This window comes from Curtobacterium sp. Leaf183, assembly GCF_001424385.1.
Taxonomy (GTDB): domain Bacteria; phylum Actinomycetota; class Actinomycetes; order Actinomycetales; family Microbacteriaceae; genus Curtobacterium.
Genome location: NZ_LMPO01000007.1, coordinates 186,666 through 208,753, shown reverse-complemented (window position 1 = coordinate 208,753; position 22,088 = coordinate 186,666). Strand labels below are relative to the sequence as shown.

At 73.4% G+C, this 22,088-nt stretch carries 19 protein-coding genes and 1 pseudogene; 6 read left to right on the top strand and 14 right to left on the bottom strand.

The window, feature by feature from the left end:
* Together ASG04_RS17700 and ASG04_RS05415 are read right to left on the bottom strand one after the other, a co-directional pair.
* A pseudogene (locus ASG04_RS17700) lies at window positions 1–652 on the bottom strand (glycoside hydrolase family 92 protein); the annotation flags it as partial.
* Window positions 653–716: 64 nt separating this feature from the next.
* The gene (locus tag ASG04_RS05415) at window positions 717–1,409 is read right to left on the bottom strand and encodes a TetR/AcrR family transcriptional regulator (protein ID WP_056121238.1); all 693 of its coding nucleotides are present in this window, start codon (window positions 1,407–1,409) and stop codon (window positions 717–719) included.
* A gap of 84 nt (window positions 1,410–1,493) precedes the next feature.
* Between ASG04_RS05415 and ASG04_RS05410 the strand changes: the two genes are divergently transcribed.
* The gene (locus ASG04_RS05410; protein WP_056121233.1) at window positions 1,494–2,357 is read left to right on the top strand and encodes an NmrA family NAD(P)-binding protein; all 864 of its coding nucleotides are present in this window, start codon (window positions 1,494–1,496) and stop codon (window positions 2,355–2,357) included.
* 4 nt (window positions 2,358–2,361) lie between these two features.
* Here ASG04_RS05410 and ASG04_RS05405 read toward each other — a convergent pair whose 3' ends face one another.
* From ASG04_RS05405 to ASG04_RS05360, 10 genes are all read right to left on the bottom strand, one after another.
* On the bottom strand, window positions 2,362–3,942 hold the full coding sequence (locus tag ASG04_RS05405) for a serine/threonine-protein kinase (protein ID WP_056121231.1): 1,581 nt from the start codon (window positions 3,940–3,942) through the stop codon (window positions 2,362–2,364).
* Window positions 3,943–3,952: 10 nt separating this feature from the next.
* Window positions 3,953–4,774, bottom strand: a complete 822-nt coding sequence (locus tag ASG04_RS05400; RefSeq protein ID WP_056121230.1) for a phosphatase PAP2 family protein — start codon at window positions 4,772–4,774, stop codon at window positions 3,953–3,955.
* Between the two features lie 170 nt (window positions 4,775–4,944).
* Window positions 4,945–6,630, bottom strand: a complete 1,686-nt coding sequence (locus tag ASG04_RS05395; RefSeq protein ID WP_056121229.1) for a bifunctional 3'-5' exonuclease/DNA polymerase — start codon at window positions 6,628–6,630, stop codon at window positions 4,945–4,947.
* Between the two features lie 67 nt (window positions 6,631–6,697).
* Window positions 6,698–6,919 (bottom strand): hypothetical protein, encoded by a 222-nt coding sequence (locus ASG04_RS05390; protein ID WP_056121227.1) that lies wholly within the window; start codon window positions 6,917–6,919, stop codon window positions 6,698–6,700.
* A gap of 34 nt (window positions 6,920–6,953) precedes the next feature.
* A complete protein-coding gene (locus ASG04_RS05385) occupies window positions 6,954–7,670 on the bottom strand; it encodes a hypothetical protein (protein ID WP_156463540.1) in 717 nt (238 codons plus the stop codon).
* Between the two features lie 56 nt (window positions 7,671–7,726).
* A complete protein-coding gene (locus ASG04_RS05380) occupies window positions 7,727–8,632 on the bottom strand; it encodes a carbohydrate ABC transporter permease (RefSeq protein ID WP_235515443.1) in 906 nt (301 codons plus the stop codon).
* Window positions 8,629–9,276, bottom strand: a complete 648-nt coding sequence (locus ASG04_RS05375; RefSeq protein WP_235515457.1) for a carbohydrate ABC transporter permease — start codon at window positions 9,274–9,276, stop codon at window positions 8,629–8,631. Before ASG04_RS05375 ends, ASG04_RS05380 begins: the two co-directional genes overlap by 4 nt.
* Before the next feature lie 340 nt (window positions 9,277–9,616).
* Window positions 9,617–10,957: an ABC transporter substrate-binding protein gene (locus ASG04_RS05370; protein ID WP_056121222.1), complete on the bottom strand. Its 1,341-nt coding sequence runs from the start codon at window positions 10,955–10,957 to the stop codon at window positions 9,617–9,619.
* 23 nt (window positions 10,958–10,980) lie between these two features.
* Entirely contained in the window at window positions 10,981–12,186 is a 1,206-nt protein-coding gene (locus ASG04_RS05365) for a Gfo/Idh/MocA family protein (protein ID WP_056121220.1), read from the bottom strand.
* A gap of 257 nt (window positions 12,187–12,443) precedes the next feature.
* Window positions 12,444–13,232, bottom strand: a complete 789-nt coding sequence (locus tag ASG04_RS05360) for a DeoR/GlpR family DNA-binding transcription regulator (protein ID WP_056121611.1) — start codon at window positions 13,230–13,232, stop codon at window positions 12,444–12,446.
* A gap of 133 nt (window positions 13,233–13,365) precedes the next feature.
* On the opposite strand from ASG04_RS05360, the gene ASG04_RS05355 reads away from it, so the two are divergent.
* The 5 genes from ASG04_RS05355 (at window position 13,366) to ASG04_RS05335 (ending at window position 18,116) form a co-directional block, all read left to right on the top strand.
* Window positions 13,366–14,244: an SIS domain-containing protein gene (locus ASG04_RS05355; RefSeq protein ID WP_056121217.1), complete on the top strand. Its 879-nt coding sequence runs from the start codon at window positions 13,366–13,368 to the stop codon at window positions 14,242–14,244.
* Window positions 14,244–15,173, top strand: coding sequence for an ROK family protein (locus ASG04_RS05350; RefSeq protein ID WP_056121215.1), 930 nt, complete (start codon window positions 14,244–14,246; stop codon window positions 15,171–15,173). Before ASG04_RS05355 ends, ASG04_RS05350 begins: the two co-directional genes overlap by 1 nt.
* Window positions 15,170–16,297, top strand: coding sequence for an N-acetylglucosamine-6-phosphate deacetylase (locus ASG04_RS05345; RefSeq protein WP_056121212.1), 1,128 nt, complete (start codon window positions 15,170–15,172; stop codon window positions 16,295–16,297). Before ASG04_RS05350 ends, ASG04_RS05345 begins: the two co-directional genes overlap by 4 nt.
* Window positions 16,294–17,211, top strand: a complete 918-nt coding sequence (locus ASG04_RS05340; protein WP_056121211.1) for a 1-phosphofructokinase family hexose kinase — start codon at window positions 16,294–16,296, stop codon at window positions 17,209–17,211. The genes ASG04_RS05345 and ASG04_RS05340 overlap by 4 nt, the downstream gene beginning before the upstream one ends.
* A 68-nt stretch (window positions 17,212–17,279) precedes the next feature.
* The gene (locus tag ASG04_RS05335; RefSeq protein WP_056121208.1) at window positions 17,280–18,116 is read left to right on the top strand and encodes a class II fructose-bisphosphate aldolase; all 837 of its coding nucleotides are present in this window, start codon (window positions 17,280–17,282) and stop codon (window positions 18,114–18,116) included.
* Window positions 18,117–18,208: 92 nt separating this feature from the next.
* On the opposite strand, the gene ASG04_RS05330 is transcribed toward ASG04_RS05335, so the two are convergent.
* Both ASG04_RS05330 and ASG04_RS05325 read right to left on the bottom strand, forming a co-directional pair.
* A complete protein-coding gene (locus tag ASG04_RS05330) occupies window positions 18,209–20,500 on the bottom strand; it encodes a S8 family serine peptidase (RefSeq protein ID WP_056121206.1) in 2,292 nt (763 codons plus the stop codon).
* A 175-nt stretch (window positions 20,501–20,675) separates the two neighbouring features.
* Window positions 20,676–22,058, bottom strand: coding sequence for an L-serine ammonia-lyase (locus ASG04_RS05325; RefSeq protein ID WP_056121609.1), 1,383 nt, complete (start codon window positions 22,056–22,058; stop codon window positions 20,676–20,678).
* Window positions 22,059–22,088: the final 30 nt, after the last annotated feature.

Genomic DNA, 22,088 nt, shown 5'->3' with positions numbered 1-22,088 from the left:
CCCCGCCGTGCGGGATCCCGACGAGCGGGGCGTTGTTGCCGCGGGAGAACCGGGACGACGCCTGCGTGCCGCGGGTGGTCCGGACGTGGTCGAGCGGCTTGGTGGCGGACGGCCGGCGGGGCTGCTCGATCCGGACGTCGTCGAGCCAGCCACGGAGGGCGGGACGCGCGCCGCCACCGGCCGCAGCGGACGTGGCGGAGCCGAGCCGTGCCTCCAGGCGGTCCACCACCCGACCCGCGAACGGCGTCAGGTCGACCTCGCGCCGGTTCCACTGGTCGACCCACTGCTTGCGGGCCGTGTCCTGCGCGGCCGGGGTGAGAGCGTCGCCGTACTGGTCGGTCGCGCTGTCGCCGGCGCGGGAGCCGTCGGTGAAGACCACGTCGAGGGCGAAGGCCGTGGCGTCCCAGAAGTGCGGCAGGTCGTCGGGCGTGGGCTCCGTCGCACCGTCGGGCAGCGTCCGCTCGGGGAACCAGACCCACGACAGGCGCTCGCCGTCCGTGATCGTGTGTCCCGCGAAGCCGGGGACCACGGCCGTGGCCTGGTCGTCACCGTCGCTGCGCTCGACGAGGTACCCCTGGGATGAGGTGAAGCCGACGTGGTTCCTGGCTGCGACGGCCGTCGTCGGGCCACCGCTCCGTTGCAGTTCTCGCACGTCGTCCACCCTATTTGCTCCAGAGGATGGACGAAACCCCGCCCGCGCGCCGCCGCGCGGTCGCTCAGCCCTCGGCGATCCGCTCGAGCCACTCGCGCAGCAGCGCCTGCTCGGCGGGACGCAGCGCTGCGAGCGCCCGGTCGTCCGCAGCGAGACGGACCGCCGCCGCACGCGGGTCGACGCCGGGGACCGGTCCGGAGACCTGCTCGGACGCCGGCTCGGTGAGGACCGCGCTCGCCAACGCCTGCCACGCCGCCCCGACCAGCTGCGGGTCCCGCTCGCCGACCGGCGTGCCGATCAGGTCGAGCACGACGCCGACACCGATGGCGTGCACGAGGGACACCGCCCGCGACTCCGGCACACGCAGACGCCCGGCCAGCGCCACGCGGTGCACCCGTTCGCGCAGCACGGCGATCCCCTGGTCCTCCGTCGTCGAGTGCGCGCGCAGCGGGTCCGAGAACAGCGCCGTGAGCCCGGGGTTGGCCAGGCCGAAGGCGATGTGCGCGTCGAACGAGTCCCGCAGGTGCTCGACGGGGTCGACGTCGTCGGGCACGGTCTTGCCGGCGACGTACGCGGCGAAGACCCGCTCGGCGACCGCCGTGAGCAGACCGTCCTTGTCGCCGAAGTGGCGGTAGATCGTCGGCGCCTGCACTCCGGCGGCGCTGGCCACGGCGCGGGTGGTCACGGCCCGGGGCCCTCCGTCGGCGAGCAGGTCGGCGGCGGCTTCGACGATGCGGTCGCGGACGGAGTCGGTCACGGATCAACGATAACGGTTCCTTGCTACCGCTGAGTTTCCAGTGTTATGGTCCTGGTGTTTCCACTGATAACGAAGGGTCTCCCCATGATCATCGTCACCGGCGCCACCGGCGCCCTGGGCTCCGCCACCGTGCAGGCCCTGCTCACCCGGCTCCCCGCATCCGAGGTCGGCGCGAGTGTCCGCGACGTCGACCGCGCCGCCGACCTCGCGGCACGTGGCGTCCGCGTCCGCGCCGGCGACTTCGCCGACCCGTCGTCGCTGGCGCACGCGTTCGAGGGCGCTGACCGCGTGCTCGTGGTCTCCGGCTCGACACTCGGGGCCGAGGGCGTCGCCATGCACGACGCCGCAGCACAGGCCGCGGTGGACGCGGGCGCAGAGCGGGTCTTCTACACCGCACACCAGAACACCCGGGCCGACTCGCCCGTGGCGTTCGCCGTCGACCACGCCGCCACCGAGGCCGCCCTCGCCGACCTCGACACCCCGTGGACCTCGCTGCGCAACGGGTTCTACGCCCACACCGTGGGGTGGCTGATCGCGGGAGCGCAGGAGTCGGGCGAGCTGCTCCTGCCCGAGGACGGTCCGGTCTCGTGGACCGCGCGCGCCGACCTCGCCCAGGCGGACGCGCTGCTGCTCGACGACGGTCCGGTGTTCGACGGGCCGACGCCGCCGCTCACGGCACGCCACGCGGTCACGTTCGACGACGTCGCGCGGATCCTGTCCGACGTCACCGGCACCACCGTCCGCCGCACGGTCGTGGACGACGACGAGTGGCTCGCGGGGCAGGTGGCGGGCGGCACGCCCGAGCCCGCGGCGCAGCTGCTGCTCGGCATGTTCCGCGCCGCACGCGCCGGCGAGTTCGACGAGGTCGACCCGCTGCTCGGTGACCTGCTCGGCCGCGAGCCGCTCCCCGTCCGCGACGCGATCGAGGCCGCGCTCACCCGCTCCTGAGCGCTCAGCCCTTGTCGTGGCCCGGGGCGCTGCCCGACTTGCCGGGAGCGGAGCCGGGGCCTGTGCCCGTGCCACCCGCTGGCCCCGCGTTCGTGTCACCGACCGGCGTCTGCACGGGCAGCGTCGGCTGGACGGACGGCTGCGGGCCGTTCGACGGCTCCGACGGCTGCGAGGGCTCCTGCTCGGGCTGCGACGGCTGCTGTTCCGGCTCGGACGGCTGCTGCTCGGGCTCGGAGGGCTGCTGCTGCGAGGGCTCGTCCGACGGCTGTTCCTGGGACGGCTCATCCGAGGGCTGCTGCTGTTCCTGGCTCGGGGACGACGAGTCCGTCGGTGCGGGGGTCGAACCGCCGCCACCGAGTGCGACCACCGCTGCCACGATGCCGGCGAGCACGAGCACACCGACGATGACGAGCGTGACGATCAGCCCCGTGCGGCGCTTGCGCTCCTCGGGCGGCTCAGGCTGTGCGGCACGTGGCGCTACCGGCGCGCCGCCACCGGTGCCGCCGGCGTTCCCCCGCTGTGCACCGAGCACGGTGGTCGCGACGTCGTCCTGCCGGGAGGCCCCGCTCGCCGGCATCACGCGGGTCGCGTCGTCCTGCGGTCGGGTCACGGGCATCGCGCGCGTCGGTTGGTCCGCGCCGGACATCGCCTGGGTCGCCTGGTCGGCCGACGCCGCGGTCGGGGAGCCGAGCACGGCGGTGGCTCCGGCCACCCCGGCGGCCGCAGCCGCCGGTGTGAGCGTGCCGGGGCCTCCCGGGAGCAACTGCGTCGCCGGCGCGGCGTCGTCGTGGGACAGCGCGCGCAACCGGTCGGCCACCTCGGCGGCGGTCGGTCGTTCCGCCGGGTCCGTCGCGGTCATCACGTGCAGCAGCACGCGCCAGGCCGTGGGCAGCGCGGGGTCGATCTCGGGCGACCTGGCGAGCCGCGCCGTGGCGGACTCGACCGCGGTGCCGGGGAAGGGCATGCGACCCGACAGGCACTCGATCAGCATCAGGCCGAGGGCGTAGACGTCCGCCTTGCCCGTGACCGGCTGGCCCAGGACCTGCTCCGGGGCGATGTAGGCCGCCGTGCCCATGACCGTGCCGGTGCCCGTGACGCGGGCGGCGTCGCGGAGCAGGGCGATGCCGAAGTCGGCGAGCTTGACGTGCGAGCCGTCGGACTCCAGCAGCACGTTCGCGGGCTTGACGTCGCGGTGGACGATGCCCTGCACGTGCACCGCGGCCAGGCCGTCGGCGACCTGGGCGCCGACCCGTGCGGTCGTGGCACGGTCGAGGGGCCCCTCGCGCAGGCGCGTCGCCAGGTCGCTGCCCGGGACCAGCTCCATCACGAGGTACGAGTCGCCGTCGGCGTCGTCGAGTGCGGCGTCGTAGAGGGTCACCAGAGCCGGGCTGCGCAGGCCGGCGAGCACGTGGATCTCGGCCTCGGCACGGGCTCGCTCACCGTGGTCCACCGCGCCCATGCGGAAGACCTTGACCGCGACCTCGCGTCCGAGTTGCTCGTCGACCGCGCGGTACACCGAGGCCATGCCCCCGTGGCCGAGCGTGCCCGTGACGCGGTACCTGCCGCCGAAGACCCGTTCTTCCATGCCCGGCAACCTACCGGCTCGGCCTGACGGCCTGCGCCGCCGGGACGTCCTCGTCGCGGTGCCGCACGGCCGTCAGGTACAGGCGGTGCGCCGTGACCACGACCGCGAGCCACGCCAGCCCGAGTGCCCACGCCGCCAGCACGTCGGTGGACCAGTGGTGCCCGAGGAACACCCGGGACACCCCGATCGACACCACGAACGCGGTGCCCAGCACGACGGTCCAGACGCGGGTCACGCGGCGGCTCTCGCGGAGCAGCAGCAGGTAGACGATCGTGCCGACGACGACGGTCGCGTTGAGCGTGTGTCCGGACGGGAAGGACGGCGAGTGCTCGAACGGCGGGACGGCATCGGCGAGCGGCGGACGAGCCCGGCCGATCAGGTCCTTGCCCGCGACGGTCATCAGCAGCGACCCCGCGCTGGCGGCCACGAGCAGCACCACGGGTGTCCACGCCCGACGCTGGATCGTGAACCCGACCAGGAACCCCAACGCGACGATCGGCATCCCGATCGTCCCGGCGACGTTCGTCCACCACGTGACGGCCGTGTCGAGCGCGGGCGACCGCAGCGTCATCATCCAGTCCAGGACCGGACGGTCGAGCACGGCGGCGTCGTCCGCTTCCCGCACGCCCTCGTAGACCTCGGACGCGGCCCACGTACACACCGATGCGACCCCGATGCCGATCAGCAGCGTCACGATGAGCAGGGGCAGGGCGCCGAAGCGCGCGCCGAGCCGCACCCAGGCGGACGCGACGGTCCGGCCGAGGCGGGTGCGCCAGGTGGTCAGGTCGACGTCGCCGACGGTCCGGTGTTCTCGGCGGTCGTCGTCGGTCATCCGACCAGCTTGCCCGTCGGTCGCTGCGGGTGCCCGGGCGTCAGTGGCGTGCGGCTGCGCGATGGCGCGTGTGGTGACGCGGTGCGGGCTTGTCGGCCCCGTGCCCGCTTGTTGACCCGCACCACGCGACCAGCCCCGCACGAGAAGAACGGCAGGCCGCCGGGCGCCCGTCAGTCCTTCGCACTGCCGTAGTCGTCGACGACCGAGACGGACAGCGGGAAGGTCACCGGGAACGACCCGAACAGGATCCGGCCCGCGTCCTCGGCCGCTGCCGTGACCTGCTCGGCGACCCAGGCCGCGTCGGCTTCCGGCGTGTGCAGGACGATCTCGTCGTGCACGAAGAACACCAGGTGCGCGCCGTCCCGCACGGGGCCCCGGTACCGCGCGGCGAGTCGGGTCCGGAGCGACGCCATCCACGAGAGCGCCCACTCGGCCGCCGTGCCCTGCACCACGAAGTTGCGCGTGAACCGCCCCCAGCTGCGTGCCCGCGACTCGACGGACCGCTGCATCGCCGGAGTGCCGTCCACCGACCACGCGCGGTTCCGGGCCTCGAACCACGCCGGTTCCGGGATCGGCGACGTGCGACCAAGTCGTGTCGTCACCGGTTCGCCGCGCTCCCCCGCGCGCGCAGCCCGTTCGACCAGGTCGAGCGCACGGGGGAAGGCCCGAGCCAGTCGCGGGACGAGCCGGCCGCCCTCCCCCTGGGTCGCGCCGTACATCGCGCCGAGCATCGCGCCCTTCGCCTGTTGCCGGGTCTCGACCGCCCCCGAGGCCACCACGCCGTCGTACAGGTCACGTCCGTCGCCGGCCCGGGCCATGTCGAGGTCGCCCGCCATCGCGGCGAGGACCCGCGGCTCGAGCTGCGCGGCGTCGGCCACGACGAGCTTCCAGCCGTCGTCCGCGACGACGGCCGGCCGGATGGTCTTCGGCAGCTGCATGGCCCCGCCGCCGTTCGCGGCCCACCTCCCGGTGACGACCCCACCGACGGCGTACTCGGGGTGGAACCGGCCGTCCCGCACCCATTCGTCGAGCCAGCCCCACCCGTTCGCCGTCAGCAGGCGGTACAGGCGCTTGTACTCGAGCAGCGGCTCGACGGCAGGGTGCTCGAGCTGCTGGAGCTCCCACTTGCGTGTGCTGTCCACCACCAGGCCCGCCCGGCGCAGCGAGCGCAGGACGTCAGCGGGTGAGTCCGGGTTGAGCGCGGGGTCGTCGAGTGCGGCACGGAGCGCGTCGGCGATCTCCTCGAGCCGACGGGGCCGCACCCCGTACGGCACCCGGGGACCGAGGGCGTCCTCGAGCAGGCGTTCGTGCACGTCCGCGCGCCAGGGCAGCCCTGCGAAGCGCATCTCGGCGGCGACGAGGGCACCGGCGGACTCGGCCGCGACCAGCAGCCGGAGCGCTCCCGGGTCGGTCGAACCGGCGACGGCTTCGAGCTGCGCACGGAGCTCGGCGGCTGGGTCGACGTCGTCGGCCGGCTGCATGCCGGCGAAGAGCGCGTCGTCGAAGAGCGCCGCCTGGGTCGGTCGCGCCACCCGTTCAGACGGGGCGGGACGGTCCCACGACGACTCGGGTGCGGTCTGCAGCGCCGATCCGCGGGCGGCCAGTGCCGCGCGGAGGATCCGATGCGCCAGCCGCAGGTCGACACAGCGGGCCACGCGGCCACCCGCCGCGAGCACGAGCGGGTACCAGCGGGCGGTGTCGTCCCACACCCAGCGCACGCCGGGGCCCTCGTGCTGTGCGACGAACGCGGGCAGGTCCGCGTCGGCCACCGGGACCGGCGCACCGTCGGCAGCGCCGGTGTCGGTCAGGGGCGTCGCGAGGACGCCGCCGTCGACGCGGCTGAGGACGAGGTGCACGGGACGATCATGCCGTGCACCACCGTCCCCGCTCGACGCGACGGACCAGGGAGAGGACCCGGCCCGGTCAGTGCCGGTCGCGTCGGTGCGGGTCCGTCCCGCCCGGTCGGACCGCGGCCGTGTCGGCGACGTCGATCCGCACGGTGCCGTCGTCGAGCTCAGCGACCTCGACACGGGGGTCCTCGTCGTGCTCGTCCGACCCCGACATCCGCCGGAGCGTGTCGTGGCGGCGCTCGTCGAACGTCATGTCGACGCCGTCGTCCAGGTGGTCGCGGTCCGGTTCGCTCATGGGCGCGACGGTACGCCCGCGGATCTGGACGGGCTCATGCGACGGGAGCGGTCCCGGTGCGTTCCGTCCAGTGCCCGCCACCGGACCAGCGGTCGGCCACCGCACGCTGCACGCGGCCGACGGGCGTCGCGGTGCGGGCGGTGGCGAGGTCGGTGCCGAAGACGAACTTCGCGGCGCTCTCATCGCCCTCGTGCTCGTCGTCGGGGCCGGGCGGCTCCAGCGTGAACCGGTCGGCGAACCGCGCGAGGTTCGCGTCCGCGCCGATCGCGTGCGGCAGACCGGGGTCGAGGGTCCAGGACCGGCAGCTCCACACGCGCGCCGTGTGCTCGGGTGCGAGTCGTCGGAGCACGTCCGGCGCCGCGGCGAACGACCGGTCGCAGGCGTCCGGGTCGAGCGGTCCGGTCTCCGGCACGTGCACGCCCCAGGCCCGGGTGCCGTCCGGCAGCGACACCCCGAGTTCGAACTGGAGGCGCCCCACGGCCACCACGCGTCCGGTCGCGACCGCGCAGAACCAGGACAACCCGGTGCCCCGGATGCCGTACCGGTCGCGTTTGCGCTCGACGTCCGCGACGCTCGCCGCCGCCTGCGCGTCGGTCGCGCCGTGCGCGACGAGCCACGCCCTGGTCGACGGCAGGACGGCGCGCACCGCGGCGAGCGCGAGCTCGTCCTGGGCATCGACGTCGTCCCGGGCGTCCGGGGCCGCGTCCCGGACGCATCTGGTGAGCGACGTCGCGAGGCGATCCGGGTCCACGACCCGACCCACCGCTCCGGTGAGCAGCGCGACGGCGGCGGGGTGGGCCTCCCGGGTCACTTCAGCCCGGACGAGGCCAGCCCGTCGATCACCCGGCGCTGCAGCACGACGAACATGATGAGGACGGGCGCCATCGCCATCAGGCTGGCCGCCATCAGCACCGGGTAGTCGATCGTGCGGTCACTCGACAGCGTGGCCAGGCCCGCGGCGAGCGGCATGTCCTCGGCCCGGGTGGAGACCACGAGCGGCCAGAGCAGCTCGTTCCACGACCACAGCACCGTCGTGATCGCGAGGACGCTGATCGACGGGCGGGCCAACGGCAGCATGATCCGCCAGAACACCTGGAACGGGTTGGCGCCGTCCATGCGCGCAGCTTCTTCGAGCTCGGGCGGCAGGTTCAGGAACGCGGTCCGCATCAGGAACGTGCCGAACGCGCTGAACAGGCCCGGTGCGACGATCCCGGCCAGGGTGTCGAGCCAGCCGAGGCCCTGCACGATCTGGTACTGCGAGATCAGGTACACCTGCGACGGGACCAGCAGGATCGACAGCACGATGCCGAGCAGCAGGGCGCGGCCGCGGAACCGCATCCGTGCGAAGGCGTAGCCGGCGAGCGTGCAGAGGATGATCTGCGCGATCGTGCGGATGATCGTGACGTACACGGACGTGCCGAGCTGGCTGAGGAACGGCAGCCGCTCGAACACCGCGGCGAAGTTCTGCCACTGCAGCTCCCCCGGCCAGAACACCGGCGTCACGGACTGCACCTGGGCGTTCGTGGACAGCGACATGATGATCTGCCAGAGGAACGGGAAGGCCATGACGAAGCCGCCGACCCCGAGCACGACGTGGATCCACCAGTGGCTGCCGCCGCGGCGGCCCGCCCGGATCGTCGCGGGACGTCGGGCCGCGCTGGCACGGGTGGCGACGGCGACCTTCTGCCCCCGTGCCTGGATGATGCCGGTCATGCCTGTACCCACCGTTTCTGGACCCGGAACTGCACGAGCGTGACGATGCCGATCAGGACGAAGATCACCATCGCGATCGCCGCGGCGAAGCCCTTGTCGTTGTCGATGAACCCGGCGCTGTAGAAGTAGAAGACCAGGGACATGGTCTTCGGGATGACCGGGTTCGTGCTGCCGAGGATCGCGTACAGCAGGTCGAACAGCTGGAAGCTCGAGATCGTCGTGACGATGACCACGAAGAAGATGCTCGGGGTCAGCAGCGGCACGGTGACGGAGCGGAACTGTCGCCACCGGCTGGCGCCGTCGAGCTCGGCCGCCTCGTACAGCTCGGGCGGGATGTCCTTCAGCCCGGCGCCGAGGATGATCATCGAGAAGCCGAGCGACGACCACAGTCCGACGAGGCTCACCGCGACGAGCGCGAAGCCGGGCGTCGAGATCCAGTACGGACCGTCGATGCCGAACCGTCCGAGGAACCAGTTGACGATGCCGTAGTCGCCGTTGAACATGATGCGCCAGACGAGCGCGATGGCGGCCGGCATCGCGACGTAGGGCAGGAAGAAGAGCACGCGGTAGAACTGGGCGAACCGCAGGCCGGGGGTGTTGAGCAGGCTCGCGAGCCAGACCGCGATCGGGATGCCGGCCAGCACGATCGCCGTGTAGATGACCGTGTTGAGCAGCGACTGGTACAGCTGCGGGTCCGCGAGCAGGCGTGTGTAGTTCGCCAGGCCGGTGAACGTCGCCCCGCCGAACACCCCCCAGCTCGTGAACGAGAACCAGAAGGTCTGCAGGATCGGCCAGATGTAGAAGGTGGCGACACCGACCAGCAGCGGCAGCACGAACAGCCAGGGCCACGCGCCGTCCGTCCGACCGTNGGGGCCCCCCCGCCCGGACGCGCGCTGCGTCCGGGCGGGGGTGGCGACCGGGGTGGTCGCCGTGTCGGGGTGCTCGGTGTGGATCGTCATCGGATCACTCCAGGACGCCGGGGCGTCACTGCTCCTTGCCGAGGGCGGTGTCCATCTTCGTGGCGAGCTGCTGCGCGACCTGGTCGACCGGCTCGGACCCGTCGAAGGCACTCGGCAGCATGTTCGTCTCGAGGGTGTTCCACGCGGCCGTGTTCTTGGACACCGGCAGGGGCTTGGCGTACTTGACCGCGTCGAGGAAGACCTGCAGGTCGGCGTCCGGCATCGTCTTCGTGAAGGCGTCCTGCGTCCCGGTGTAGGCCGGGATGACCGCCCCCATGTCGCCCTGCTGCTGCTGCGCGGTCTTGCCGGCGAGGTAGACCTGCAGCGCCTGGGCGGCCGCCTTGTTCTTGCTGCCCTCGGCCACGACGTTCGACACACCGTGGATGACCGTGGCCTGCTGCTTGCCCTTGGGCAGCGGGTAGACCACGACGTCCTTCTCCATGTCGGAGCCGACGAGTGCCGAGCGGAACCAGCTGCCGCCCTGGTACATCGCGAGCTTGCCCGAGGTGAACCACTGGTCGGCGGTCGTGTCGGTGAGCTGCTTGATCGACGGCGAGGCCCCGGACTTGATGAGGTCGGTCCAGAACTGCAGCCCGGCCTCGGAGGCCTTCGATGCGTACTCGGACTTCGAGCCGTCGGCGTTCAGCACCGACCCACCGGCCTGGAAGATCGTGTCGTAGTAGGTGGTCTGGCCGTCCATGCCGCCGGCTGCACCGTAGGCACCCTGGCCCTTGAGCTTGTCGGAGAGCTCCTTGCCGGTGGCCTGGAAGTCGTCCCACGTCCAGTTCTTCGAGGGCAGTGCGACGCCGGCCTGTTCGAACAGCGCCTTGTTCACCCAGACACCGATCGTGTCGAAGTCCTTCGGCACGCCGTACTGGGTGCCGTCGTACGTGTACAGCTTGTTGAGCGCCGAGGAGTAGTTGCCCGGCTTGATCGCCCCGGCCTTGACCTCGCCGGTGATCGGCGCGATCTTGCCGTTCGCCGCGTAGAGCTGGAAGTTCGGGCCGTTCATCCAGAACAGGTCGGGCAGCGTGTTGCTCGAGCCCTGGGTCTGCAGCTTCGTCCAGTAGCTGGCGAACGGGGTGACGTCCACGTTGACCGTGATGTCGGGGTACTCCTCGTTGAAGCCCGCGATGTTGGCCTTGATCGCCTTGACCTGGTTCTCGTCCCAGACGGCGTAGTTCAGCGTCGCCTTGGTGTCCTTGGCGATCTTCTCGTAGTCGCCGCTGCCGCCGCCGGACGCACCGGACGACGTGGAGCACCCGGCGAGCAGGACGGCCGCGCCGAGGGCGGCGACTGCCCCGAGCAGCATGCGGCGCCGGCGACTGCCGGAACCGGTGCCTCGGGCGGGGATGTGTGCGGTCATCGGGTGGTCCTTTCGCACGTCCGTCAGCGGGTGACGGTCTGGGTGGGGTGGGTGAAGTGGGAGATCGTGGCGTCCGGCAGGGCCGGGACGTCGATCGGGACGGAGCCGTTCCGGAGGGAGCGGGTCGCGAGCGCCCCGGCCGCCACCGCCGCGCGGGCGGCGATCGGCGACAGGGTGGTCGGTTCGCCGAGTGCGACGCTGCGCAGGAACTCGGTCATGGTCAGCAGGTCGGCGTCGGCGTGTCCGTCCTCGACGCCGTCGACCGGGTACTCGCGGTCGCCGCGCACGTCCCAGCCACGCCGGTGGTTCCAGACCTTGACCACGCCGCCGCCGGTGTCGCCGATGTTCTCGAGGCGGCCCTCGGTGCCGATGACGGTGTAGTTCCGCCAGTAGTCCGGCGTGAAGTGGCACTGCTCGTAGCTCGCCTGCACGCCGTTGTCGAGCGTCATCATCACCATGGAGACGTCCTCGACGTCGACGACCGGGTTCAGCCCGGTCTGCTCGAGCGGCGGCCAGTTGTCCAGCGAGAACCAGTCCCCCATCAGCTCACCGCTGCGGTCGCGACGGTCGGTGACGTCGCCGTACACCGAGAGCGAACCCATGCCGACGACGCGCTGCGTGTACCCGCCGGCCAGGGCGTGGATGACGTCGAGGTCGTGACTGGCCTTCTGCAGCAGCAGCGAGTTGACCTTGGTGCGGTCGGCGTGCCAGTCCTTGAAGTAGTAGTCGCCGCCGTTGCCGACGAAGTGCCGGCACCAGACCGCCTTGACCTGGCCGATCTCGCCGCGGTCGATCACCTGGCGCATGAGCCGGACGACCGCCGCGTGCCGGAAGTTGTGCCCGACGTAGAGCGGGGTGCCGGTCTCGGCCGCGACGTTGAGCACGGCGTCGGCGTCCTCGACCGTGATGGCGAGTGGCTTCTCGAGGTAGACGGCGATGCCCGCGCGGAGCAGGTCGATCGCGATCTCGGCGTGGGTCCAGTCCGGCGTGGTGACGATCGCCGCGTCGACGAGCCCCACCAGGGCCCGGTGGTCCTCGACGACCTGCGCGTCCGGGTGCTCGGCGTGCCCGCGCTGCCGTCCGGCGGGCGTGACGTCCGCGACGGCGGTGACCCTGGCCTGCAGGTCGGATGCACCGGCGACCGCCTCGGCGACGTGCCGTGCGATGGCGGACCGCTGCCCCATGCCGACCACCGCGATGCGGAGGCCTTCGTACGTGTCGACGCTCATCTCGCTCCCTTGCGTGATTGTGACGCCCATGATGCCGAATCGATCATGAATGCACAATAGGCGCTCACAGATCGCTCACGGAAGCGGGGAGCGAGGGTTTTACACGCCGGTAACGTCCGGTGCGGCGTCCGTCGCGTGCGTCGCGTGCGTCGCGTGCGTCGCGTGCGCCGTGTCGCGTCCGTCGGGCCGCTGCGTCGGGGTCGGGGTCGGGGTCGGCGGCGGCGGCGGCGGCGGCGGCGGCGGCGCGTCGGGGTCGGTCAGTCGGCGACGACGAGCTCGACGCCCGCCGCGGCGAGGTCGGCCGCGAAGGCGGGCGGCACCGGCTGGTCCGTGACCAGGACGTCGATGCGGTCGAGCGGGCAGATCCGCGCGAAGGTGGCGCGCTCGACCTTCGTCGAGTCCGCCACGACCACCACACGCCGACCGACCGAGGCGAAGTGCCGGCTGACCTCGGCCTCGCCCTCGTGCATGGTCGTCGCCCCGTACTGACCGGTCAGGCCGTCCACCCCGAGGACGACGACGTCCAGCGCGAACTCGTCGAGGGTGTCGCGCACGAGCGGGCCGACGAGCTCGTACGACTGGCGGCGGGCGACCCCGCCCGTCACCACGATCTTGACGTTCGCGCGGACGGACAGCTCGTACCCGATGTTGAGCGCGTTCGTGACGATCGTGATGCCGAACTCGCCGTCGGCACGGTTGAAGCGCTCGCTCTTGCCGAGCTCGCGCGCGACCTCGGTGGTCGTGGTGCCGCCGTTCAAACCGACCGTGTCGCCGGGCTCGATCAGTGCCGCGGTGGCGCGGGCGATCGCCGTCTTCGCCTCGGCCTGTCGCGCGATCTTGTACTGCAGCGGCAGCTCGTACCCGGTCCCGAGCGCGGCGGCTCCGCCGTGCGTGCGCGTGACCAGGCGCTGGTCGGCGAGCGTGGACAGGTCGCGCCGGGCCGTCGCCGCCGAAATCCCGAGCATCTCGCCGATCTCGGAGATCGACACGTTGCCCCGTTCGCTCACGAGTTCGAGCAGGGCGTTGAGCCGCTGTTGCGGAGTCATGACGGCCATCCTACGGGCGGTCCGTACACCCCTCCATGATCGGGAATGACGTTTTGCCCTCGCACTGCGCACGATCGCTCGCTAAGCTGCCGACCATCGATCATCCGGATCGACTCAGGATCGGAAGGCTCCCATGACCGACACCTTCGTGAGCGCGGAGCTCGCGTCGCAGCCGGAGACCTGGCGCGCTGCCGCCGGCCTGCTGCCCTCGTTCGTCGATGCACTCCCCCGGCCCGGCGAACGCGTCGCCGTCATCGGCTGCGGCACGAGCTGGTTCATCGCCATGAGCTACGCCGTCGCCCGCGAGCAGGCGGGTCTCGGCGTGACCGACGCCTTCGCCGGCTCGGAGTACCCGGCGGCGCGCGAGTACGACCGCGTCGTCACCATCAGCAGGTCCGGCACCACCACCGAGATCGTGTCCCTGCTGCAGGCGCTGCGCGGGCAGCGCACCGTGCTCATCACCGCGGTCGCGGACAGCCCGGCGGCCGCTGTCGCCGCCGAGACGATCGCGCTGCCGTTCGCCGACGAGCGGTCCGTCGTGCAGACCCGCTTCGCCACGACGACGCTGGCGCTGCTCCGGGCCTCGCTCGGTGACGACGTCGACGCCCTCGCCGCCCAGGCCGAGACCGCGCTCACGATCCCGGTCGACGACCTCCTCGATGCCGAGCAGGTGACCTTCGTCGGTCGTGGTGCCGCCGTCGGGCTGACCTCCGAAGCCGCGCTCAAGACCCGGGAGGCAGCGCAGTTCTGGGCAGAGTCGTACCCCGCCATGGACTACCGTCACGGTCCGATCGCCATCGCACAGCCCGGGCGGCTCGTGTGGTCGCTGGGGGCCACGCCGGACGGCCTGGCCGACGAGGTCGCAGCGACCGGCGCCCGGTTCGTCCACCACGACCTCGACCCCATCGCGGGCCTGGTCGTCGTGCACCGGTTCGCCGTCGCCCTGGCGGAGCGCCGCGGACTCGACCCGGACAACCCGCGATCGCTGACGCGCTCGGTCATCCTCACCTGATGGGCGCCGGCGGGGTCGTGCTCGGGGTCGACGTCGGCGGCACGGGCATCAAGGCCCGTGTCGTCGACGAGTCCGGCCGGGTGCTCACCGAGCACCGTGTGCCGACCCCACGGGACGACCCCGCCGCGGCTCGCCTCGCCGAGGTCGTGGCGGACCTGACCGCGCGGTCGATCGACACCGTCGGGCCGCTCGACGCCGTCGGCGTGGTCGTCCCCGGCGTGGTCGACGAGCGGACGGGCACCGCGGTGCTGTCCGTCAACCTGGGCTGGCGCGGCCTCCCCCTGCGTGACCGGGTCCACCAGGCCCTGCTCGTCCGGGGCATCACGATCCCCGTCGCCTTCGGGCACGACGTCCGGGCCGGCGCCCTGGCCGAGGTCAGCGGCTCCGACGACACCAGCCGCGCACTCCGGACCGGCTCGGTCGGGTTCGTCCCGGTCGGCACCGGGCTGGCCAGCGCGCTCGTCGTCGACGGCACGGTGGTCGACGGCGGCGGGTGGGCGGGCGAGATCGGTCAGGTCCGCATCACCGAGGGGTCCCACCGCGGCGCGCGGGTCGAGGAGATCGCATCGGCCGGTGCGGTCGCCCGGCGGACCGGTGTCCCCACGGCGCGCGACGCGGTCGAGCTGGTGCACGCCGGCGACCCGACCGCCATCCGGGTCTGGGACGAGTGCGTCGACGTCCTCGCCGGTGCGCTCGGGTGGATGACGGCGGTCGCCGGTTGCCACACCCTCATCGTCGGCGGCGGCCTCGCCGAGTCCGGTGCCGTCCTGTTCGACCCCCTGCGCCGCGCCGTGACCGAGCGGCTCCCCGGGCTCCGCCCGCCCGCGGTCGTCCCCGCACGGCACCGCGATGCGGCAGGGTCCATCGGCGCCGCGGTGATGGCACGGGAGCTGCTCGACACCGTCGTCCCGTCCGGAGGCCCCGCATGACCCCCACGACCACAGCCACGCTGGTCACCACCGACCGGCTCGTGACCCCCGATGCGGTCCTCGACGACGGCTGGCTGCTCGTCCGGGACGGCGTGGTGACCGCACGCGGCACCGGGACCCGGCCCCCACACGTCGACCACGTGCACCACGACGGCGTCGTCGTGCCGGCGTTCGTCGACCTGCACGCCCACGGCGCGCTCGGCCACGACTTCGCCTCGTGCTCCGCCGACGACGCCCGTCGTGTCGTCGAGCACCACCGTGCCCGCGGCACCGGCGCACTCGTCGCCTCGATCGCGTCCGGGCCGGTGTCCGCGACCGAGGTCGCGCTGCGGCGACTCCGACCGCTCGTCGCCGACGGCACACTCGCCGGACTGCACCTCGAGGGCCCCTGGCTCTCGGCAGCACGGCGCGGCGCCCACGCGGCGTCGCTCCTGCACGCCCCGAGCACGGCCAAGGCCGCCGGGTTCCTCGACGCAGCGGGTGACGCCCTGCGGATCGTCACGATCGCCCCCGAGCTGCCCGGTGCGCTCGACGTGGTCCGGCTGCTGACCGAGGCCGGTGTGGTCGTCGCCGTCGGCCACACGGACGCCGACGCCGACACCGTCCGCGCCGCGGTGGACGCCGGCGCACGTCTCGTGACCCACCTGTGGAACGGGATGCCGCCGTTGCACCACCGCGCGCCCGGGCCGGTCGGGGTCGCGCTGACCGACGACCGGCTCACCGTCGAGCTCATCGCCGACGGACACCACCTCGACGACGTGACCATCGACCTCGCCCGCCGCAGCGCCGCGGGCCGCATCGCGCTCGTGTCCGACGCGATGGCCGCCACCGGCTGCCCGGACGGCGAGCACCGCGTCGCCGGGTCCGCCGTCGTCGTGACGGACGGGATCGCCATGACCGCGGACGGCTCGTCGCTCGCCGGCAGCACCAGCACGGTGGTCGACGGCTTCCACCGGCTGCTCGACGCCGGTGCCACGCTGCCCGAGGCAGTCGCGGCGACCTCCGGCCGCGCCGCCGGGGTCCTCGGCCAGCCCGAGCCGCTGTCCGTCGGCTCCCCCGCGCGCCTGCTCGTGGTCGACCCGCTGACCCGCCGCGTCCGCACCGAGTACCCGGTGCCCGCATGATCGTCGTCGTCACCCCGAACCCCGCGGTCGACGTCACCTACCGCGTCGACGAACAGCGCATCGGCACGACCCAGCGCGTGCGGTCGGTCGAGCGTCGACCCGGCGGGAAAGGCCTCAACATGGCCCGGGTCCTGACCGCCGAGGGGGCCCCGACACACTCGGTGCTGCCACTCGGGGGTGCCGCCGGTAGCTGGGTCGCCGAGCAGGTCGAGGCGCTCGGACTCCCGATGACGGCCGTGCCCGTCGACGGGGAGACCCGCACGACCGTGACCGTGGTGGACGACCGCGCCCACCCCACCATGTTCGGGGAACCCGGACCCGCCACCACGCTCGCGACCTGGCAGGACCTGGGCGGCGTGCTGCGGAGGATGACCGAGGACGCCGACACGCTCGTGGTCTCGGGCTCGCTGCCGGTCGGCGCCGACCCCGGCGCCGTCGCGCCGTGGATCGCCGACGCCGTCGCGGCCGGGCTGCTCGTCGTCGCCGACCTGGCCGGTCCCGCGCTGCTGGCTGCCGCAGCGGCCGGGGCCTCGGTCTGCAAGCCGAACCGTGACGAACTCGCCGAGGCCACCGGGCACCGCGACGAGCGGGACGGTGCACTCGCGCTGCTCGACCGCGGTGCCGGACTCGTCGTGGTGTCGCGCGGCCACCGGGGCATCGCGGCCCACTCCCGCACCGGCGTCGTCGAGGTCGCCGCCGTCCCGGACGTCACCGGCAACCCGACCGGGGCCGGGGACGCCGCGACCGCGGGCCTCGTCCTGGCACTGCGCGACGGAGCCGACCTGCCCCTGGCCCTGCGCACGGCAGCCGCGTTCGGCGCCGCTGCCGTGCTGCGACCCGTCGCCGGCGAGGTCGACCGCGCAGCCGTCCGGCGCTTCCTGACCCCGGGCGAACGCCCGCGGGACCCCGCGTGAGCGCCCGCCCCCGAACCCACGTCCGCCCCAGCACGACCACCGATCCACGACCCCTCCCGGAGCCCCGCATGACGACCGACCTCGCCCTCACCGGACTGCTCGACACCGCTCGCTCCGACCACCGCGGTGTCGGCGCGTTCAACGTCGTGCTGCTCGAGCACGCCGAGGCCATCGTCACGGGCGCCGAACAGGCCGGGCTGCCGGTCATCCTGCAGATCAGCGAGAACTGCGTGCGGTACCACGGCGGCCTGGTCCCGATCACGACCGCGACCCAGGCCATCGCCCGCGCCGCGGACGTCGAGGTCCTCGTCCACCTCGACCACATCGAGGACGCCGACCTCGTCGCCGCGGGCATCGCGCTCGGGGTCGACTCGATCATGTTCGACGGGTCACATCTCGACCACGACCGGAACGTCGCCGCCACCCGCGACCTGGCGGAGGCCTGTCACGCCGCGGGCATCGCGATCGAAGCCGAGCTGGGCGAGGTCGGCGGCAAGGACGGCGTGCACGCTCCGGGCGTCCGGACCGACCCGGAGGAGGCCGCTGCCTTCGTCGAGGCGACCGGCGTCGACGCCCTGGCCGTGGCCGTCGGGACCTCGCACGCGATGCAGACGCGCGAGGCCTCGGTCGACCGTGACCTCGTCGCCCGCCTGCGCGACGCGGTCGCCGTACCGCTCGTCCTGCACGGCTCGTCGGGCCTGTCCGACGACGAGCTCCGCGGCGCGGTGGCCGCGGGCATGACGAAGGTCAACATCTCGACGCACCTGAACGGGCTGTTCACGCGAGCGCTCCGCGACGTGCTCGACGAGCGCCCCGACGTGGTGGACCCGCGCCGGTACGTGGGCGCGGGGCGGGACGCGATCGCCGCTGAGACCGCGCGGCTGCTCGAGCTGCTGGCCTCCTGACGCGCCAGCGCCGCAGGCCCGGCGCGCCAGCGCCGCAGGCCCGGCGCACCAGCGCCACAGGCCCGGCGCACCAGCGCCACAGGCCCGTCGCCTCAGCCCTTCGTGCCCGAGTGCCAGCGCCGCGTGGCCCCCTGCGTCAGCACGAGGTCACCGTCCGTCCGCATCCGGAGCTCCATCCCGGACCCACCGAACCTGCCCGTCCGCGTCGACCACCGAGCGCGGCCGACGGCGTCGTACAGCACGACGTTCCCGTCCGCCTGCATCCGGAGCGCCGCACCCGGGCCACCGGCCACCGTGAACACCGTCCTCGTGCCGATGATGATGCGGAGCTGCCCGTCGACGCGCACGAGCAGTCGGCGCACCCCGGTGGTGTCCCGGATCTCCTGCCCGGCGAGCAGGCTCCCCCCGGCGACCAACCGGTCCCGGGTCGCCGGCACCTGCTGCCAGAGCACCGTGCTGCCGCGCACGAGCTGCACGACGCCGAGGTCCGAGACCTGCAGGGTCGGCGCGTCACCCGCGGACGGCGAGCCCGCACTCCACAGGGTCGCTCCCGAGGTCGCCCGGAGTGCCAGCGTGCCGTCGGTCCCGACGGCCAGTGTGGCACCGGGCGAGCGGGTCGGTGTCGACCACAGCACGCCGCTGCCGCCCCACTCGACGAGCCGACCGTCGGCCTGCACGTCCAGCCAGTACAGGCCGTGCGGCGACCGGATCGAGGTGCCCGACGGCGCGGCGGCAGCGGATCCCGTGATCCCGGTGGCCGTGGCACCCGCGGCGGCCGCCGATCCGGCAGGGGTCCCCGAGGCGCAGGCGCTCGCCGGCAGCAGCGCACCGAGCACCGACCACCGCGGTGTCCCGAGTCCGGTCGCCCGGTCGTGTCCCCGCGCCGCGCGGTACAGGCCACTCGTCCCCGTCGTGACGTCGCGGAACGCACCGGGGTTCGCGTAGATCGTCTGGTGCAGGTCGCCGACGCCAGCCGTGCACCCTTGCGCGCCGAGTGCGGCGGCGAGCTGTCCGGCGACCACCGGCGCGGCGAGGCTCGTCCCGCCGCCGTACACGAACCCGTGCGCGGAACCGAGGTAGATGCCCGGTCCCTTCGCCGGGTCGGCCGTCGAGGCGATGTCCGGCACCAGGCGCTGCCGGCCCGACACCCCGACTCCCGTCTGCCACGCCGGTCGCGCATAGGCCGCCGAGGTGCCGCCGCCGCTCGCGCCGAGGTCGTTCCCCCACGCCGACTCCGTCGTGGACGAGGCCGTCGTCGTCAGTGACGTCCCGCCGACCGCGACGACCGCCGGCGACGATGCCGGGTACGTCACCGAGCGGACGGCGCTCGACGGACCGGTCGGGCAGTCCGCACCGTCGTCCCCCGACGCAGCGAACACCGTGGCACCCGCCGCGACGATGCGGTCGAGCGCGTCGTCGATGGCGGCGCGGGCTCCGGCCGAGGTGAGCGACTCACACGACCCCCACGACACGCTCACCGCCGTGATGCCGGCGCGCTGGACGTCGTCGGCGATCCGGCTGTAGCTGTCGTAGATCCCCTGGAAGGAGTTCGGCGCGACGTAGACGCGCTGCCGTGCCGCGGGCGCGGTCGCGAGCAGCGCCTGCTGGTCGAGCGCCACCTCAGTCTCCCCGCCGGCGCCGTCGAACCGGTGCACGTCGGCTCCGTCGATCGCGATCTGGTCGACCGCCGGGACCGCCCGGCCGACCGCGGCGGCGTACGCCACCAGGTCGTTGCGGTCCCACCCCGAGAACTGCACGGTGGCGACGGTGGTCCCGGCCCCGGCGGTCGCGGCGGACGACGAACCGTAGGCGCGAGCGAGGTCGGCGGGCGCGTAGCCCCCGGGCAGGGCCGAGTGCGCCGCGGCGGGTCGGGTGTCGAGCCCGAGGACGGTCGTCACGGCGTCGCCGAACGATGCGGGCAGGACCGCGTCCGAGACCGGGTGCATGCCGTCCCCGGTGCCGAGCAGCTGGACGCCGAACAGTGCTTCGGCACGGGCGGCGGTGCCGGTCGCCTCGAGCTCCCACGTGTCGAGGTCGGTCACCGCGAACCCGGCGGCGACGAGTGCGGTGCGGACGGCAGCTCCCCGCTGCGCTGCGGGGGCCACCGCGTCCACGGCGTCCCCGCGTTCGGCCACGCCGGCCTCGGCGGTCGTGGTCGGCAGTGCGCGCAGGGCCGCCTGGTCGGTCGGCCGCAACACGATCGTCAGGTCCACGGGGGTGTCGGCGGGCGTGCGCCCGTCGGTCGGGTCCGACGGCGTCGGGACGCCGGTGAACCCGAGGGCGGGCGTCGGCAGGGGATCCGCCGAGACGGGAGCGGCGATGCCGACGGCGAGGCTCGCGGCGAGTGCGGTCGCCGCGAGCAGGGCGAGGGGTCGGTACGGCATCGGTCACTCCATGACTCGGGACGGCGCCCGGTCCGTGGGCACCCGCGCCCGCAGCTGGACTGCGAGCCGCCAGCACGGTACCGCGCGCCGGATCGCGGCGTCCCGCCCCCGTTCGGGTCCGACTGGAGGCCCGTCCCACCGCCGCCACACCGCCCACCGTGGATCGTGGGCTGGTTCAGCAGAGCGGGACGTTCACGGCCAGACCGCCCATCGCGGTCTCCTTGTACTTCGTGGACATGTCGGCCCCGGTCTGCCGCATCGTCTCGACGACCTGGTCGAGGGACACGTGGTGCACGCCGTCCCCGCGCAGGGCCATGCGGGCGGCGTTGATCGCCTTGTTCGCCGCGATCGCGTTCCGTTCGATGCAGGGGATCTGCACGAGCCCTCCGATCGGGTCGCACGTCAGGCCGAGGTTGTGCTCCATGGCGATCTCCGCCGCGTTCTCGACCTGTTCCGGGGTCCCGCCGAGCACCTCGGCGAGTCCGGCAGCGGCCATCGACGCCGCGGAACCGACCTCACCCTGGCAGCCGACCTCGGCGCCCGAGATCGAGGCGCGCTCCTTGTAGATCGAACCGATGGCACCCGCGGTGAGCAAGAACCGCACGACCGCGTCGTCGCGGTCGTCGGGGCCGATCGACGGCACGTAGGTGAGCGCGTAGGCCAGGACCGCGGGGATGATGCCCGCGGCGCCGTTGGTCGGGGCCGTGACGACCCGGCCGCCCGACGCGTTCTCCTCGTTGACGGCCATCGCGGTCAGGTTGACCCACTCCATCGCGAAGAGCGGGTCGTGGTCGGGGTCGTCCCGCACCAGCTGCTCGTACCAGTTCGCGGCGCGGCGACGGACGTCGAGCCCGCCGGGCAGCGTGCCGACCCGACGGATGCTCCGGTCGACGCAGGACTCCATCACCCGGTGGACGGCGAGCAGGCCCGCACGGACGTCGTCCTCGGACCGTTCGACCCGCTCGTTCGCCAGGGCGATACCGCTCATCGGCAGGCCGGTCCGGGCGCAGGCCGCCAGCAGTTCGGCGCCGCTCGAGAACGGGTGCGGCACGGCGTCGACCACGGGGATGGCCGCTTCGCTCACCGCCGCGGGAGCGTCGTCGCCGTCGCGCGTGATGAACCCGCCGCCCACGGAGTAGTAGGTCTCGACCGCGATCTCGGAACCGCTCGTGTCGAACGCCCGCAGCCGCATCGCGTTCGGGTGCCGCGGCAGCATGGTGAGCGGGTGCTGGACGACGTCGCGCAGGCGGAACGGCACGGTGGTCCCGCCCGACATCCGCAGGACACCGGTGCGCTCGAGCTCGTCGAGCGCGAGCGCCACGGCGTCGGGGTCGACCGTCTCCGGCTGCTCGCCCGCCAGGCCGGCCGCGACGGCACCGAGCGTTCCGTGGCCCTGGCCGGTGGACGCCAGCGAGCCGTACAGGTCGACGCGGATCGTCGCGACGGGCAGCTCCGCGACCTGCGCGGCGAAGGCGGCGGCGGCCCGCATCGGCCCCACGGTGTGCGAGCTCGACGGGCCGACACCGATGCTGAAGAGATCGAACACGGAGACCGGCACGTCCGCCACCCTAATCCGTCCGGACGGTCG

Excerpts from the sequence above, each read along its gene's own strand:
- ASG04_RS05410 (WP_056121233.1), top strand. The coding sequence starts at position 1,494 with ATGATCATCGTCACCGGCGCCACCGGCGCCCTGGGCTCCGCCACCGTG.
- ASG04_RS05370 (WP_056121222.1), bottom strand. The coding sequence starts at position 10,957 with ATGACCGCACACATCCCCGCCCGAGGCACCGGTTCCGGCAGTCGCCGG.
- ASG04_RS05355 (WP_056121217.1), top strand. The coding sequence starts at position 13,366 with ATGACCGACACCTTCGTGAGCGCGGAGCTCGCGTCGCAGCCGGAGACC.
- ASG04_RS05400 (WP_056121230.1), bottom strand. The coding sequence starts at position 4,774 with ATGACCGACGACGACCGCCGAGAACACCGGACCGTCGGCGACGTCGAC.
- ASG04_RS05380 (WP_235515443.1), bottom strand. The coding sequence starts at position 8,632 with ATGACCGGCATCATCCAGGCACGGGGGCAGAAGGTCGCCGTCGCCACC.
- ASG04_RS05335 (WP_056121208.1), top strand. The coding sequence starts at position 17,280 with ATGACGACCGACCTCGCCCTCACCGGACTGCTCGACACCGCTCGCTCC.
- ASG04_RS05390 (WP_056121227.1), bottom strand. The coding sequence starts at position 6,919 with ATGAGCGAACCGGACCGCGACCACCTGGACGACGGCGTCGACATGACG.
- ASG04_RS05405 (WP_056121231.1), bottom strand. The coding sequence starts at position 3,942 with ATGGAAGAACGGGTCTTCGGCGGCAGGTACCGCGTCACGGGCACGCTC.
- ASG04_RS05345 (WP_056121212.1), top strand. The coding sequence starts at position 15,170 with ATGACCCCCACGACCACAGCCACGCTGGTCACCACCGACCGGCTCGTG.
- ASG04_RS05365 (WP_056121220.1), bottom strand. The coding sequence starts at position 12,186 with ATGAGCGTCGACACGTACGAAGGCCTCCGCATCGCGGTGGTCGGCATG.
- ASG04_RS05340 (WP_056121211.1), top strand. The coding sequence starts at position 16,294 with ATGATCGTCGTCGTCACCCCGAACCCCGCGGTCGACGTCACCTACCGC.
- ASG04_RS05330 (WP_056121206.1), bottom strand. The coding sequence starts at position 20,500 with ATGCCGTACCGACCCCTCGCCCTGCTCGCGGCGACCGCACTCGCCGCG.
- ASG04_RS05350 (WP_056121215.1), top strand. The coding sequence starts at position 14,244 with ATGGGCGCCGGCGGGGTCGTGCTCGGGGTCGACGTCGGCGGCACGGGC.
- ASG04_RS05360 (WP_056121611.1), bottom strand. The coding sequence starts at position 13,232 with ATGACTCCGCAACAGCGGCTCAACGCCCTGCTCGAACTCGTGAGCGAA.